Source organism: Corynebacterium nasorum (assembly GCF_022347325.1).
GTDB lineage: Bacteria > Actinomycetota > Actinomycetes > Mycobacteriales > Mycobacteriaceae > Corynebacterium > Corynebacterium kefirresidentii.
This window is the reverse complement of record NZ_JAKRDU010000011.1, coordinates 1-15,134: the sequence shown is the minus strand read 5'-3', so window position 1 is coordinate 15,134 and position 15,134 is coordinate 1. Positions and strand designations below refer to the sequence as shown.

Below are 15,134 nucleotides of genomic sequence, written 5' to 3'. Positions count from 1 at the left end.
AACCTGGCAACAATGTTGACAATAGATGCAGACTACGGACATTCCGCCCCCTTGGGGCACCTCAATCGCAGCTTTAATGCCGGTCGCGTATACGGCCTAAAAGGCCCGAATGGTGCGGGTAAATCTACGCTGCTGCAGACGTTGAGCGGCGAGATTGCCCCACTAAATGGCACCGTTTTCATCGACGGTGCCGCACCCGGTAGCGCGGAGGCGGCCGGTTCCATTATCTCCGTCGGGGACCCAGTATTCCTCCCCGATCTCACCGTGGGTGAGCACTTTAGTTTGCTATCCCACCGCACCGGCGTGGACTTTACCGAGATCCATGAGCTCTGGGCCCTCGACCAAGCCATCCTGAGTTCTGCGGTCAGCGATCTTTCTTCGGGCCAGCGCCAGCGCGTCTACCTCGCAGCCCAGCTCTATCAGCCGGCCAAAGCCCTGCTTATCGACGAGCCCGAACGCCACCTCGACCACACCTGGACCGCTTTCTTGGCCGAGGAGCTACGCCACCTCGCAGCCGATGGCCGCTGTGTGGTGCTCGCTTCCCATTCTCCAGTCATCTTCGATGCCTGCGACGAGGTGGTGGAGATATCATGAAACTTCTCTCCACAGCCTCCTCAGCCATCTATTACGCCTTCATCGCGGCACTTATCGCGAGCGTCAGCGTTTACGCCTGGCACAATGCTGCAGCGCTTCTGCCCTCGCTCGCGCAGCGCACGGCTGCCGCCCTTCCTGCCACCGCAATCATTGGTGCCGGGTTCGGCTCGCTCGCCCTCATCGTTCTCCTCGAGGCGCTCTATCCGCTGCGCAGCCTTTCGCTCGGGCGTTGGGTCTATGCGGATAGGCCGCGGGGGCGCATGGGAGGCGTCGATAAGCTGTCTATTGCGCAACTCGCCGGCATAAGCCTCCTTGGCCTCGCCCTGTGCACGTCACTGCATCTTCCACTCTATGCGGCGATAACCCTACCCCTGCTGCGGTTTGTCATCGGCTGGCGGTCCTTCGATCTCGCCTCGCTCCTTCACGCGGGCCGTACCCGTGCCATCGGCTCGTCCTCCTTTGGGCTACTGGATTCTGAGGTTTCTGCCGATGCCATCGCCTCCCAATCCGCGCGCCTGCGCCCGCGCTCGCGTGCCACGGCTTCGCTCAGTCTCCTTTTTGCTTGGCGCCTGTATCGCCGGTGGTACATCCCCCTCGGTGCAGTCGCCGTCATGGGGCTGACCCTGGCGCTTGCCCCACAGCTCGGCAGCCTTGCGCTCATTGGATTCACTGCCGCTTGGACCATTGTCAGCGCCGCTACCAGCCGCGCCGCCTCCTTCGGCCGCATCGTCGATGGTGCGTGGCCCGACTGGGGACTGCCGCTGGCTGCCACCGCAGGTGCTGCCGTTCTTGGCACCGCCTTCATCGCCACCGTGTGGAAGCTGTCCCTGTTCACGCTCGCAGCATGTTGTTTGGGGCTTAGCTACGCCGCCTTTAAGCGCTCCCGTCCCGCACGTGTGACCACCATGAATATCATCGATACCGGCGGCTTCGGCGCCTCCTTCTCTCCCGAGGTCTTCGGTTACTTCATGCGCGGGAGCTACGGTATTGCTGCCATCGCAGTAGCCCTTTTCCTCTAGTCTCCCTGCCCCAACACCCCAGGTATGTCACTGCGTTAAGTCACACATACCTGGGGTTTCTTTGGGATCTCATTTTGTATTACAACTAGCAATACAGATTGTGTTACTGTAAGTAATACAGAAAAGAGATTGGAGGTGACAGATGTTCATTACCCTTAACCCCGAATCTGACGTCCCCGTATTTCAACAAATTCACGATGAAATCGTTTTGGCTATCGCTCACGGACAGCTTTCCGATGGCGACAAGCTAGATCCCGTCCGCCGCGTTGCCAAAGATATAGGCATTAACCCCGCCACCGTAAAGAAGGCTTACGACCTCTTGGTTTCCGAGGGCCTTGTAGAAACCGCCGGCCGGTCCGGATCCATCGTCAGGCCTGGTTCTCGCACCGCCTCACAAGAAAAACAACTGAATGAGCAATTAAGCCGCGTAGTCGCACTCGCCCGCGCCCAAGGCTTTAGCCCAGATGAGCTCCACGCTCGACTCAGCTCCACCCTTAATGACCTGGAAGTATCACCATGATTTTCACACTTTTAATGGCCGCCACCACCCTCGTTATCACCTGGATCATGGCCACAGCCCCCTCCCTGGCCTCGCCTGGCACACCGCTCGGAGTGCGCGTGCCCAAGGCTTATCTTTCCGATCCTGCAGTTACCTCTGCCCTCGCTGGATTCAAGGCACGCACGTGGAGCTGCGGCATCTTGGCAACGGCCATGTCCCTCTTTGCCTGGAAACTGCCGTTATTAGCTGCACTACCTTCCCTCGTGGTAGCGCTCGGTGGCATGTGGGCCTACATCTCCCAACGTCGCCGCATCATCGCCGCTAAAAAGGCGGGCGGCTGGTTCGACGAGGTGGAAACCACCATCGCTGCCCGTGTTTCCCGCAAATCCATTGGCACGCCCAACTTCGACGGCTTCCCTACGCCGACTTTTCCATGGGTAACCATGCTCTCTTCCCTGTTGTGCATCGCGGCCGGTGCAATCATCGTCGCTTCCCACTGGTCCGCCATTCCGGACCCCGTTCCCGTGCATTGGAATGGCTCCATGGAAGCCGACAATTGGAGCGACAAATCAATCGGGAGCGTGTTTTTCTCCTCATTCGTGGCTCTAGGCGAGCTCTGCCTATTTGCCATTATCTGCTCTTTTATCGCGCATAGTGAGGTGTCCCCACGCTCTGAGCGCAGCATTAAAGCGCGGCTGCGTAACGAAGCCAACCTCGCTGTCACGAACACCGGAATGGGAGTACTTACTCTGCTCATCAGCGCCGGGATGGCCTTCATACAGGTAACCGGCCCTATCCCGCACTATCAACGCTTCCACAGCGCCGTGATCATCACAATGTTGATTCTCGCCATTGGTGGCAGCATCGGTCTAGTTGTATTTCTTCTCTACAAGCAATCCCGGTTATCCGAGCAATTGCGCGGCATTCCCTTTTCCGATGAAGACAAAGAATCACCGGACAATGACCACCTCTATAAATGGGGCGTAATGTATTACAACCCGGATGACCCAGCGGTACTGGTAGATAAGCGCTTCGGTACGGGAATGTCGTTTAATTATGCCCGGTGGCAGGCCAAGGTCTTTTTCGGCCTCGTGATACTCATCCTGGTCGGCTCGTTAGCATTGCCCGTCCTCCTTGGCTAAGGCAAACCTCCGCTATCATCGCGAATCAACGATTTCGTCCATCTAAAGCAAGGATTTCGTCGACGGATCTGGTCATTTGGATGGGCGAAATCGTTGATTTCTACCGCTGCTAGACACCAAGGCGCCCCGCTGCCTCGAGATAAATCGAGGGAAGCGGGGCGCTTGAGTGTGCAGTCTAGTTGATTACAGCAATGAGGTCGCCGCCTTCAACCTTGGTGGCCTGGCCGATGGCCACGCGTTCGACCACGCCATCCTTAGTGGCGGAGATGGAAGCTTCCATCTTCATTGCCTCAATGACGGCAATTTGGTCGCCGGCCTTCACCTCGTCGCCAGGCTTGGCGGTGGGATTGACCACGCCGGCGAATGGTGCGGCGACATGTCCCTCGTTGGAAGGGTCAGCCTTTTCTACGGTGGCGACGGTGGACTCGGCGTTTTCGTCGCGAACCTTCATCGGGCGAATCTGACCGTTGACATTGAGCACGACGTTACGCATGCCCTTTTCATCCGGCTCACCCACGGCGTCGAGACGCACCACGACCTGCTTGAGATCGGCGCGATCGGTGGAGCCTTCTGGGAAGTAGTGGACTACCTTTTCTTCGCCTTCAGTCAGACCGTAGAAGAAGGTGGTATCCGTCAGCGCCTCGGTATTGCCGTACTTACGGCGGAACTCGTTGAACTCCTCGAACTGCTTGGGAAAGAGCAGGCGGTTCAAGCTGGCACGGCGTTCATCCGAATTATCGGACTCGAGGTGCGGCTGCTCCTCAGCAGGAACTTCGCTGATTTGGGCGCCGGTCGCCTCGCGACCGTCGAGCACCTTATCGCGCAGTTCCGGCCAACCACCAGGAGGGGTACCGAGCTGTCCGCGGAGGAACTGGTTAACCGAGTCCGGAATATCAAACTTCGTCGGGTTAGCGGCGAAGTCTGCAGGATCTACGCCCGCGCCAACAAGGTGCAGGGCAAGATCGCCCACGACCTTGGAAGATGGGGTGACCTTGGTCGGACGCCCCAGCATCTCATTGACCGCTGCATAGGTGTCCTCGATGACCTCGAAGCGATCCGCCAAGCCAAGAGCAACGGCTTGGGCACGCAGGTTGGAGAGCTGACCGCCTGGAATCTCGTGTTTGTACACGCGACCGGTCGGGCCAGGGATGCCGTTCTCGAACGGGGCGTAGAGCTGGCGCACGGCCTCCCAGTACGGCTCGAGATCGGAAACTGCCTGCAGGTCGATGCCGGTGTCGCGCTTGGATTGGGAGAAGGCCGCAATAAGCGCCGACAGCGATGGCTGCGAGGTGGTTCCTGCCAGCGGCGCGGAGGCGCCGTCGACAATGTCGGCACCAGAGAGCGCAGCCGCATAGTAAGTGGCCATCTGTCCACCGGCGGTATCGTGCGTGTGCACGTGCACCGGCAGATCGAATTCCTTGCGCAGCGCCATGACCAGCTTGGAAGCAGCCTCTGGGCGAAGCAGACCCGCCATATCCTTGATGGCGAGGATATGGGCGCCGGACTCCACAATCTGTTCGGCCAGCTTGAGGTAATAATCCAGCGTGTACAGGTTCTCCTTCGGCGAGGCAAGGTCGCCGGAGTACGCCATGGCCACCTCAGCAACGGTGGTATTGGTCTCGAGAACGGCCTCGATGGCGGGGCGCATCTGGGAGACGTCGTTAAGTGCGTCGAAGATGCGGAAGACATCAACGCCCGACTTGGCTGCTTCTTGGACGAAGCCGCGGCAGACCGAATCTGGGTATGGGGTATAGCCCACGGTATTGCGGCCGCGCAGGAGCATCTGGATATTTTGGTTCGGCATAGCCTCGCGCAGCATGTCTAGGCGTACCCAGGGGTCCTCGTGGAGGAAGCGCATGGCGACGTCATAAGTCGCACCACCCCAAGCCTCCACGGAGAAGAGATTCGGGGTCATGCGAGCGACAGCCTCGGCGGCGGAAACCAGCGCAGTACTACGCACGCGGGTGGCCAGCAGGGACTGGTGGGCATCGCGGAAGGTGGTATCCGTAACCATGAGTGAGTGCTGCTTACGGATCTTTTCTGCCCACTTCTGTGGCCCAAACTCGAGCAGATCGTCGCGGGAACCGCGCGGTAGCGGCTCAGAAGAGTCCAGCTCGGGGAGCTTGTCAAAGGGACGAAGTGCCGTCGGGCGCTCGCCGTTGGGTTTATTAACGGTGGTCTCCGCAATGTACTCGAGGATTCGACCAGACTCATCGACGGCGGGCGGTGCCTTGAGGAGGTGCGGGTGTGCGTTGATGAAGCCGGTGTCCACACGGGTCTGAGTGAAGTCCGGCTCGCGCAGCAGGGCGCGCAAAAAGCCGATATTGGTGGCCACACCGGAGACGTGGAACTCGTTGAGCGCGCGCTGGGCGCGCTGCACGGCCTGCTCGAAATTGACGCCGCGACAGGTCATCTTTACCAGCAAGGAGTCGAAGTTCGGCGATACCTCTGCACCCACAGAGGTTGCACCGTCCAAACGCACGCCAGCGCCGCCCGGCGAACGATACGCGGTCAGCGTACCGGTATCCGGGCGGAAACCATTATTCGGATCTTCAGTGGTAATGCGGCACTGAAGGGCAGACCCGGTGATGGAAATCTTGTCTTGGGCGAGGTGAATATCCTCCAGCGAGGCACCGGCCGCGATATTCATCTGGGCCTTCACGATGTCGACGCCGGTGATTTCCTCGGTCACGGTGTGCTCCACCTGCACACGCGGGTTCATCTCGATAAAGACGTGGTTGCCGCGCTCATCGACGAGGAATTCCACGGTACCCGCGCCCTCATAGTTGATGTGCTCGCAGAACTTCACCGCATCCTGGCAGATGCGGTCACGCAGTTCCGGATCCATCGATGGCGCTGGGGCGATTTCCACGACCTTTTGGTGGCGGCGCTGGACGGAGCAGTCACGCTCAAAGAGGTGAATAACGTTGCCTTGGCTATCAGCCAGAATCTGCACCTCGATGTGCTGTGGCTTGATTACTGCGGTTTCAAGGTAGACGCTGCCATCGCCGAATGCGGCTTCCGCTTCGCGGGAGGCCTCGGCAGCCTTCTCGCGCAGCTGATCTTCGGATTCTACGAAGCGCATTCCGCGCCCGCCGCCACCGGCAACAGCCTTAACGAATACGGGGAAATTGAAATCCTTGGAGTATTCCACCAGCTTATCGACGTCCGTCGATGGCTCCGAGTCCTGCAACGTCGGCAGCCCAGCTTCCTTCGCCGCGCTTACCGCTGCAGCCTTATCACCAGTCAAATCCAGTGTGGATGGGGTCGGGCCAATGAACTTGATTCCATTGTCCTCACAGGCACGAGCAAGATCCGCCCGCTCCGAAAGGAAACCGTAGCCGGGGTAAATAGCATCCGCTTCCGCTTTCTTCGCGGCGCGAATGATTTCATCGATATCGAGATAAGCCTTTACCGGCTGCCCCTCGGTACCAATACGGACGGCCTCATCCGCAAACGCACGATGGAAGGAGTTACGGTCTTCACGAGGGTAGACCGCTACGGTCTTTGCCCCAGTTTCAAAGGCAGCGCGGAATGCACGCACGGCGATTTCGCCGCGGTTGGCTACCAGAATCTTTTTGAACGATGGAAGCGCGGGATTAGCCACTTCTGTGTTCCTTTCAGCTCGGAAGACGCCGCGATGCAACGCCTCCTGTTGGGTGATCCGCATCTCAGTCTAGAGGGCCACTCCTCAAATGTCTGCCCTTTTCGACGCCTAATTCGCCACACTTACCAGCCACGGAGCCACCTTGCGGACATTTCTACAGGTCGACCAGTAATAACAAGGTTGGCGATTCTGTAAATGTTGCAAATTTTTAATTCAACAACTTACACAGCGGGGACACCCGCTTTTACACCGCAGCTCCATCCCATATCACTCCTACCGTTGACCGCGGGCACCTTTCGTTATATGGTTACCCACATAAATGGTTAACCCATACACCGGAAAGGGAATCATATGCCACGAATCAGAGGGGCCGCAGGATGAGTGACACCCGGCCTATTTACCAGCAACTGGCAGGAGGGATTAGGGACATGATCATCAGTGGCGAACTGCCAGAGGGCGAACGCGCCCCCAGCACCAACGAGCTTTCCGCATTCCACTCCGTCAACCCGACCACCTCTGCCAAGGCGCTCACCGTCCTCTTCGAGGAAGGGCTGCTGGAAAAGCGCCGCGGCTTGGGCATGTTTGTACGCGAAGGCGCTCGCGAGAAGGTTCGCCATCAACGCCAAGAATCACTTAGGGAAGACTTCATCGTTCCCCTCCTGAAAGAAGGGGCCGCATTGGGATTAAGCGCCAGCGACATCGCCGACCTCATCGAAGCCGAAGGAGACCATCATGACGCACCTTAAGTTGCAGAACGTCACCTGCAAGCACCGCCTGCACGTGCCGCATCTCGATCTCAACTCCGGCATGTACGGATTGATCGGGCCCAATGGCGCCGGCAAGACCACGCTTTTGCGCACGGTAGCGGGGTTCCTGCCTACCAAGGGCAGCATCGATACCCCACAGGTGGCGATCGCGCGCACCGGCGCCGATATCTTGCTTTCCGGTTCTACTGTGGCCCAACACCTGCGGGCCGCAGAGCACGTCCGCGAAAGATTCGACGTGGGGTATGCGGAGGAGCTTTTGGATAGTTTGGGCGTCGATAAGCGCTACAAGAACCGTTCTTTAAGCACCGGTCAGCGCCAGCTAGTTGCCTGTGCCACTGCCCTGGCAGCGCGCACTCCGGTTGCCCTCCTCGATGAGCCTTTCAATGGCCTAGACGCACCGACGCGGACGCGCCTGCGAGAGCTCATCATCGCCCATGCCGCGGCCACCCCGGATTGGCTGCTCGTACTTTCTTCCCACCGAGCGGAAGACCTCGTAGGTTTGGTTGACCAGGTCATTACCGTGCAGGAAGGCACAGTCAATAAGCCCACAGATCTTGAATCTCAGCGGCCGCATTACCCCGTGCTCACAGGCAGCGCAAAGAACGTTGAGCAAGCACTCGCGCTTGCCGACGCCCTCCCCCTCCACCAATCCTCCCTCGGCTCCACCGCCAAGGTTCATGCCTGGTCCCCAGTACCGTTTCCAGCTGATACCGCAGCCGCCGCCCACGTCACTGTTTCCTACCTCGACGATGGTCAACTCATTGATTCCCTTGTCTCCCGCGCCCATGAATCCACCCGCACCTCACAAGAGGAGTCCTAGTCATGAAGCTATTGAAGTCCTTCAACCTCAACGCCACCAAAGCGCTCATCGTTATTAGCATCATCGTCATTTTGCTGTGGGTTCTCCCGTATGCCGTCCCCAGCGATCCCTCTGCCATCGGTGCCAATCCGACTGGCTGGGGAATCTTCGCAGTCTTTATATGGGGTCTCTACTGCGCCTTCGCCGCAACCGAATACCGTTCCTTGCGTGGCCTGGGGATGCGACCCCGGCAATGGCTTAGCAGCATGCACGCGACACTGTGGCTAGCCGCGCTCATTTTTGGAGCCGTCGCCTGGACCGCTTACTACATCGCGCTGCAATCGGGTGCGTACGCGAATTCTTCGTGGGCAATCACCCCCGGCGCAGTAGAAGCCAGCCTTCCGTTTTGCTACGCGGCAACCTTCGGTAGCTTCGCCTGTGGTCACCTCATAACCGGATACATTGGCGCACTCATCGGTGTGGTAGTAAGTAGCGCAAACCAAAGCTCCCTATTCGTTCGGCTCCTGCTAATCGCCGGCATCATCATCGGCTTATTCCTAGCGGATGGCATCGTGATTACTCTCGCTGAATCATTTGGAGCTGTAGAAATCGGCGCCCCATGGCCCGGCATGTTTTTCTTCGCTGGTTTAGCTGTCCTTATCTGCACCGCAGCAATTCACATCCTGGCGCGGCGTATCCAGCCATAGCCCGACTGCAGAAAAACCACGACAGAAATATCGGCTCCCCCGCTCCGGCCAACTTGACGGTGCCGGAGTCTGGGGGAGCTGACACGTTTTAGAAGGACTTCGGTGGAACCGAACGCTGCTCCTCGCCGTTATAGGCGGAAAGCGGACGGATAAGCGAGTTATTCTCGTTCTGCTCTACGATGTGCGCAGTCCAGCCGGTAATGCGGGCCATGACAAAGATTGACGTGAAGAATTCAATGTCAAAGCCCAGGATGTGATAGGCAGGTCCAGCCGGGAAGTCGAGGTTCGGTTTGATCTTGATGGAGGTGTTTTCCTCCATCGTCTTGGCCATGATGTCATACATCTCAACCCACTGGGTCTGGTCGTGCTGTTCGGCCAGCTCCTTAAACGCTGCCTCCATTGTTGGCACGCGGGAGTCGCCGTTTTTGTAGACACGGTGACCAAATCCCATGACCAATTCCTTGTTCGCCAGCTTCTTCTTGGTCCACTCTTCTGCCTTGGCAGGATCGGCAATCTCCAGGAAGTTTTTCATCACGGCCTCGTTGGCGCCGCCATGCAGGGGCCCCTTGAGCGCGCCGATGGCCGCGACGATGGCGGAATAAGTATCGGACATGGTCGAGGTCACCACGCGGGCAGCGAAGGTGGAGGCGTTAAAGGAGTGCTCCGCATAGAGGATAAGGGACTTATCAAAAGCCTCGATATCGGCACGGTTGGTCGCTGGGGAGCCTTCCTCATCACCGAAGACCATCCAAAGGAAGTTCTCCGCAAAGCCCTTCTTGCGGGAGGGTTGGATGTAGCCTTCACCGCGGCGGCGCCGGATATCAAGCGCAATGATGGTGGGAATCTTGGCCATAAGCTCCAGCGCGGTGCGGCGGATATGCTCGGAATCCTTGGTGTATTCCTCTGGGTCTTGGGAACCGATATAGGAAATGGCGGTACGCAGTACATCCATTGGGTGACACGATAGCGGCATGGACATGATGAGGTCGATGACGTGGCGCTCTAGGTGGCGCAGGGCCTTCTCGCGGGCGGAGAATCGGATAAGCGATTCTTGGCCTGGTAGTTTGCCGTTCCACAGCAGGTAGGCCACTTCCTCAAAGGAGCAGTAGCGAGCCAGCTCCTGGACGGGATAACCGCGGTAAGTCAATGAGTTGGTCTCGGGGACGACCTTGGAAACGGCAGTCTCATCGACGACGACGCCGTATAGGCCCTTGCGGATTTCGGGGGTGTGGTTCTTATCAGACATGGTGGGAAATCTCCTTAGCTTTCAAAAGTGGGCTGGTAGGTGTCTTTGGAGTAGGTGAATACGGATTTATCGAAGTCGTTGTATTCCTCGTAGCGCACCAGTTCATAAAGGCGGGAGCGGTGTTGCATGCGCTCGAGCCAATCGGTTTGAATCCCGGTTTCTTGCACATCGCGTAGGAAGTCTTCGGTCGCCCCCATAGCCACGCGGAAAGAGGAAACGGGCCAAATAACCGCGTTATAGCCGAGGTCTTCTAGCTGTTGCGCCGAGAGCAGCTCGGTTTTGCCGAACTCGGTCATATTTGCCAGCAGTGGGGTATCCACCGCGACGCGGAATTTCTCAAAATCTTCCGGCCGGTACAGCGCCTCGGTGAAGATGAGGTCTGCTCCAGCATCGGCATAGGCCTTGGCACGGTCGATGGCATCATCGATGCCGTTTACTCCTGCGGCGTCGGTGCGGGCGCAGATAATGAAATTCGGGTCGCGCCGCTCGTTGACCGCGGCGCTAATGCGGCGGACCATGATGTCTTTGTCCACCACTTCTTTGCCGTCGAGATGCCCGCAGCGCTTCGGGTTGACCTGGTCCTCAAGGTGGCAGCCGGCAAGACCAGCGTCCTCGAGTGCGGCGATGGTGCGGGCGGCGGACATGGGTTCGCCGAAGCCAGTGTCGGCGTCGACAAGCACGGGCAAATCCGTCGCACGAGCAATCTGCCCGGAGCGCTGCGCCACCTCGCTCAGGGTGGTCAGGCCAATATCGGGAAGACCCAAATCATTAGCCAGCACCGCACCGGAGACATAAACGCCGCCGAAACCACCGATATCTTGGATTAGGCGCGCGGTCAGGGGATTGAACGCGCCCGGCAGACGGGTAATGGTGCTGGATTCAAGGTCAGCGCGGAAATCCTGGCGCTTTTCCGCGGCAGTTTTCAAAGAGCCAAATAGTCCTGCCATTAGAAGATTCCTTCCGCTTTCTTAGGCGCGCTGGCCACATGAGCATCAGTCACCCTAACGTTAAGTTCGGTCAGGTCAGTGAGGTTTTCCAAGTTCTGGACCGCATTGAGGAAACGTTCTTGTTCGGCCTCGTCCACGATGCCGGCCGCAAGCTTGGTGAATTTCTCTATGTACTGCTCGCGGGCAAAAGGACGCGCGCCCAGCGGGTGGGCATCAGCAACTGCGCGCTCATCTTCTACCACGGTGCCGTCTTTGAAGGTGATCACCGCCTTGCCGCCAAAGGCCTTTTCAGACAGGTCGTTGGAATGATAGCGGCGGGTCCACTCGGGGTCTTCGACAGTGGAAATCTTGTGCCACAGCTCGATGGTCTCCGGGCGGTTGGCGCGCTCGGGGGCATAGGAAGCCTCGTGGTCCCACTCGCCATCCTCGAGGGCTATGGCAAAGATGTACATGATCGAGTGATCCAGCGTCTCGCGAGAAGCAGAGGGATCCATCTTTTGTGGATCGTTGGCACCGGTACCGATGACATAGTGCGTATGGTGCGAGGTGTGCAGAACAATGGACTCGATGTCCGCAGTCTGCAGGCCCTTTTCTGCCAAGGTTTTCTTTAGCGCAAAGGCCATATCGATGGGCGCTTGGGCCTGGTATTCAGCCGAGTGTTCCTTGGTATAGGTATCCAAGATGGCGCGCTTTTCCTCGCCAGGTTCTGGCAAGGGGACCGTGTAGGTGCGCTCCGGCGAATGCAGCATCCACGCGATGAATCCATCCTCGCCTTCCCAGATGGGCGCCGGCGCACCTTCTCCGCGCATCGCCCGGTCAACGGCTTCAATAGCCATCTTTCCCGCGAAGGCTGGGGCGTAGGCTTTCCAAGAGGAAATCAAGCCCTTACGGGATTGCCGAGTGGCGGTAGTGGTGTGCAGTGCCTGGCCCACCGCCTGGTAGATGGTGTCCTTATCTAGTCCAAGCATGGTGCCGATACCGGCGGCTACAGAAGGGCCAAGATGTGCCACGTGGTCAATCTTGTGCTCGTGCAGGCACATACCTTTCACGAGGTTGACCTGGATTTCATAGCCGGTAGCGATGCCCCGGATAAGGTCTCGGCCGCTCAGCCCCTTATGCTGGGCGGTAGCAAGCAGCGGTGGGATATTATCCCCGGGGTGCGAGTATTCAGCAGCCAGGAAAGTGTCGTGGTAATCCAGCTCGCGGACTGCAGTGCCATTGGCAAGCGCGGCCCATTCGGCCGAGTAAGTACCATCCACACCAAATACCGTGGAGCCTCCCTTAGTTACTGGGTGTGCCTGAGCCATGACGCGGGCAGAGGTTACCGGGCCACGCGCTACGGACGCCATGCCCACGGCCGCATTATCAATAATGCGGTTGATGATCATATCGGTGGTCTCGGCGGGAACCTCTACCGGATCCGCGGCTACTTCTGCCACCTTGTACGCCAGGTGCTCCTCATAGGGGAAATCCTCAGCGGATTTATGGGTTCTTACCTCGTGGTTCTTCACTAGATGGATCCTCCTCCACTCTGTAAATGCGTTGTGAATCACACTAAATGCTTGAATGTGCTGCGCGCTATAAGTATGGTGTGTGTAATCTAGCGGAATGAGTCAGTGAAATCTGCAAAGTTTGTGGTTTCAACTGCTCATGGCGGTGAAAGGCGGCATAGCAACCGATGACCAAGCATTATGCGGGGGCACGAATCCATGCACTGCGCAAGCAACGGGGACTCACACAGGTAGCGATGGCCAAACAGTTGGGGCTGTCCACCAGCTACCTCAACCAGCTCGAAAACGACCAGCGCCCGCTTACCGTCACCGTGCTTATGCAATTAGCCCAGCGTTTTAACCTGGACCCCGGCTATTTTGCGAACGACCGCGATGCACGCACCATTACCGACCTGCGCCGGATCTTCCCCGAGGCCACCGAAGACTCCTTGGCCGACCTCGCCTCGCGCTTTCCGGAGCTCATGCCACGCTTCGTCGATATCGCCACCCGCGCTCCGGCGCGCGAGCGCTCCCCCTTTGAGCTCGTGCGAGATTTTTTCTACGACGCCCATAACTACATTCACGAGCTCGATGTGCTGGCAGAAGAGCTCGCCGGCCAGCTCGGTGACCGGGTGCTACGCCGTGGCCGCCTAGCTTCCCGCATGCAGGAGGACCTTGGCGTTACCGTCCGCTTTTCCCGGCCGGGCCCACGCCGCAGCTTCAACCCTGACACCCGAGAGCTTGCGCTTCGCGACGGCCTCTCCGAAGCCCAGCTAGTCTTTGAAATGGCGCTCCAATATTGCCTGCTTGCCTACCGCGATGTCTGCGATAACCTCGTCTCCGAACTTCCGGCAGGCGAAGCCCAAGAATTAGCTACTTTAGGTCTCGCGCAATACTTCGCTGCTGCGGTCACCATGCCCAATCAACCGTTCCTCTCGATGGCTGAGGAAACCCGCTACGATATCGACCTTTTGTGCAACTACTTTGGCACCGGTTTCGAAACCACCGCGCAACGCTTGGCTACTCTCCAGCGCCCAGGCCTTAACGGCGTTCCCTTTTCCTTCATCCGCACTGACCGCGCTGGGAATATCTCCAAGCGCCAATCCTCCACCGCCTTCCACTTCGCCCGCTCAGGAGGCTCTTGCCCGCTGTGGGTAGTCCACCGCGCCTTTGAAACGCCCAACCGCATCACTCGCCAGGTAGCCGCCATGCCAGACGGCCATGCCTACCTGTGGATAGGCCGCTTTGTGCAAGGAACCGCAAAATCCTGGGGCACCCCACGCAAGGAATTCGCCGTGGGCTTAGGCTGCGATATCTCTGAGGCCGACCGCATTGTCTACGCCGATGCTCTTAATCTAGATGTATCCGCCGCCACCCCTATCGGCCCTGGTTGCACCGCGTGCCCGCGTGAACATTGTCCCCAGCGTGCCCTTCCACAAGCAGATCGCCCCATCCAGGTTTCGCTCAATCGCACCGCCGAGCATTCCTACTCCACCTTCTAGCAACGCATGCAAAAGCGCCCGCCCTAGGCTGGTTACCAAGGCGGGCGCAAAAGAAAGGAACCGAAAGAAACTTTACTCCAGATCGTCGTGAGCCACGAGGCGTCGCGCGGCCTCGGTAATGGTGCCGGACAGAGACGGGTAAACGGCGAAGGAATCGGCCAGCTGATTTACGGTGAGCTGGTTGGTCACGGCCATGGCGATGGGCAGAATGAGCTCGGAGGCGGTCGGTGCAACGATGACGCCACCGATAACGCGGCCGGAGGTCGCGCGGCAGAAGAGCTTGACAAAGCCGTGCTGGAGCGAGCGCATCTTGGCGCGCGGGTTGGTATTCAGCGGCATGGTGATGGTGCGGGCGGCTACCTCACCGGCCTCGATTTCTGCCTGGGTGAAGCCTACAGCGGCAATCTCTGGGCGGGTAAAGACGGCGTTAGCCACGGTCTTTAGACGCAGAGGGGACACACCCTCACCGAGGGCGTGATACATAGCTACGCGGCCCTGCATTGCAGCAACGGAAGCCAACGGGAAGAGGTCAGAGCAGTCGCCAGCGGCGTAGATGCCCGCGATATTAGTGCGGGAGACGCGGTCAACCTGAATGTGGCCAGACTTGGCGGTTTCCACGCCAACGTTCTCCAGCTTCAAGTCCTTGGTATTCGGGATGGAGCCGATAGACATGATGACATGGGAACCGGTAATTTCGCGGCCGTCTTGAGTGGTCACCAGCACATTGCCGTCCTCGGTGCGATTGACGGTTTCCACGCGGCAGTTCTTTTCCAGCTCAACGCCGCGCTCGCTAAGCACGGTCTCGAGGACGTCGG

General features: G+C 58.7%; 12 protein-coding genes and 1 pseudogene. 8 read left to right on the top strand and 5 right to left on the bottom strand.

Going from position 1 to position 15,134, the window contains the following annotated elements:
- Positions 1-12 precede the first annotated feature (12 nt).
- The 4 genes and pseudogenes from MHK05_RS09010 to MHK05_RS08995 all read left to right on the top strand — a co-directional run.
- Positions 13-594 carry an ABC transporter ATP-binding protein gene (locus MHK05_RS09010; RefSeq protein ID WP_239206231.1) on the top strand — a complete coding sequence of 194 codons (582 nt, stop codon included), beginning with the start codon at positions 13-15 and terminating at the stop codon, positions 592-594.
- The gene (locus MHK05_RS09005) at positions 591-1,613 is read left to right on the top strand and encodes an ABC transporter permease (RefSeq protein ID WP_239206229.1); all 1,023 of its coding nucleotides are present in this window, start codon (positions 591-593) and stop codon (positions 1,611-1,613) included. The genes MHK05_RS09010 and MHK05_RS09005 overlap by 4 nt, the downstream gene beginning before the upstream one ends.
- A 142-nt stretch (positions 1,614-1,755) precedes the next feature.
- Entirely contained in the window at positions 1,756-2,133 is a 378-nt protein-coding gene (locus tag MHK05_RS09000; RefSeq protein ID WP_239206227.1) for a GntR family transcriptional regulator, read from the top strand.
- Positions 2,130-3,176, top strand: a pseudogene (locus tag MHK05_RS08995) (DUF1648 domain-containing protein); the annotation flags it as partial. The gene MHK05_RS09000 and the pseudogene MHK05_RS08995, both read left to right, overlap by 4 nt.
- 253 nt (positions 3,177-3,429) lie before the next feature.
- Here the strand turns inward: MHK05_RS08995 and MHK05_RS08990 are convergent.
- Positions 3,430-6,861, bottom strand: coding sequence for a pyruvate carboxylase (locus MHK05_RS08990; RefSeq protein ID WP_239206223.1), 3,432 nt, complete (start codon positions 6,859-6,861; stop codon positions 3,430-3,432).
- Between the two features lie 377 nt (positions 6,862-7,238).
- Between MHK05_RS08990 and MHK05_RS08985 the strand changes: the two genes are divergently transcribed.
- Genes MHK05_RS08985 through MHK05_RS08975 form a run of 3 tightly spaced genes read left to right on the top strand, consistent with a single transcriptional unit; the run spans position 7,239 to position 9,134 of the window.
- On the top strand, positions 7,239-7,607 hold the full coding sequence (locus MHK05_RS08985) for a GntR family transcriptional regulator (RefSeq protein WP_049359605.1): 369 nt from the start codon (positions 7,239-7,241) through the stop codon (positions 7,605-7,607).
- Positions 7,594-8,448, top strand: a complete 855-nt coding sequence (locus tag MHK05_RS08980) for an ATP-binding cassette domain-containing protein (RefSeq protein ID WP_239206221.1) — start codon at positions 7,594-7,596, stop codon at positions 8,446-8,448. Before MHK05_RS08985 ends, MHK05_RS08980 begins: the two co-directional genes overlap by 14 nt.
- A 2-nt stretch (positions 8,449-8,450) precedes the next feature.
- Complete coding sequence (locus MHK05_RS08975) at positions 8,451-9,134, top strand: hypothetical protein (RefSeq protein WP_023020682.1); 684 nt, start codon at positions 8,451-8,453, stop codon at positions 9,132-9,134.
- An 88-nt stretch (positions 9,135-9,222) separates the two neighbouring features.
- On the opposite strand, the gene MHK05_RS08970 is transcribed toward MHK05_RS08975, so the two are convergent.
- The 3 genes from MHK05_RS08970 to prpD are packed head-to-tail and all read right to left on the bottom strand — an operon-like array spanning position 9,223 to position 12,838.
- Positions 9,223-10,380 (bottom strand): bifunctional 2-methylcitrate synthase/citrate synthase, encoded by a 1,158-nt coding sequence (locus MHK05_RS08970; protein ID WP_239206219.1) that lies wholly within the window; start codon positions 10,378-10,380, stop codon positions 9,223-9,225.
- A 14-nt stretch (positions 10,381-10,394) separates the two neighbouring features.
- Positions 10,395-11,327 carry a methylisocitrate lyase gene (prpB, locus tag MHK05_RS08965; RefSeq protein WP_086587871.1) on the bottom strand — a complete coding sequence of 311 codons (933 nt, stop codon included), beginning with the start codon at positions 11,325-11,327 and terminating at the stop codon, positions 10,395-10,397.
- A complete protein-coding gene (gene prpD, locus MHK05_RS08960) occupies positions 11,327-12,838 on the bottom strand; it encodes a 2-methylcitrate dehydratase PrpD (RefSeq protein WP_239206217.1) in 1,512 nt (503 codons plus the stop codon). Before prpD ends, prpB begins: the two co-directional genes overlap by 1 nt.
- A gap of 167 nt (positions 12,839-13,005) precedes the next feature.
- On the opposite strand from prpD, the gene MHK05_RS08955 reads away from it, so the two are divergent.
- Entirely contained in the window at positions 13,006-14,319 is a 1,314-nt protein-coding gene (locus MHK05_RS08955; protein WP_239206215.1) for a short-chain fatty acyl-CoA regulator family protein, read from the top strand.
- 72 nt (positions 14,320-14,391) lie between these two features.
- Here the strand turns inward: MHK05_RS08955 and MHK05_RS08950 are convergent.
- Positions 14,392-15,134: oxidoreductase dimerization domain-containing protein (locus MHK05_RS08950; protein WP_239206213.1), on the bottom strand; the 743-nt coding region annotated here is incomplete at its 5' end.

Excerpts from the sequence above, each read along its gene's own strand:
- MHK05_RS09010 (WP_239206231.1), top strand. The coding sequence starts at position 13 with ATGTTGACAATAGATGCAGACTACGGACATTCCGCCCCCTTGGGGCAC.
- MHK05_RS09005 (WP_239206229.1), top strand. The coding sequence starts at position 591 with ATGAAACTTCTCTCCACAGCCTCCTCAGCCATCTATTACGCCTTCATC.
- MHK05_RS09000 (WP_239206227.1), top strand. The coding sequence starts at position 1,756 with ATGTTCATTACCCTTAACCCCGAATCTGACGTCCCCGTATTTCAACAA.
- MHK05_RS08985 (WP_049359605.1), top strand. The coding sequence starts at position 7,239 with ATGAGTGACACCCGGCCTATTTACCAGCAACTGGCAGGAGGGATTAGG.
- MHK05_RS08980 (WP_239206221.1), top strand. The coding sequence starts at position 7,594 with ATGACGCACCTTAAGTTGCAGAACGTCACCTGCAAGCACCGCCTGCAC.
- MHK05_RS08975 (WP_023020682.1), top strand. The coding sequence starts at position 8,451 with ATGAAGCTATTGAAGTCCTTCAACCTCAACGCCACCAAAGCGCTCATC.
- MHK05_RS08970 (WP_239206219.1), bottom strand. The coding sequence starts at position 10,380 with ATGTCTGATAAGAACCACACCCCCGAAATCCGCAAGGGCCTATACGGC.
- prpB (WP_086587871.1), bottom strand. The coding sequence starts at position 11,327 with ATGGCAGGACTATTTGGCTCTTTGAAAACTGCCGCGGAAAAGCGCCAG.
- MHK05_RS08955 (WP_239206215.1), top strand. The coding sequence starts at position 13,006 with ATGACCAAGCATTATGCGGGGGCACGAATCCATGCACTGCGCAAGCAA.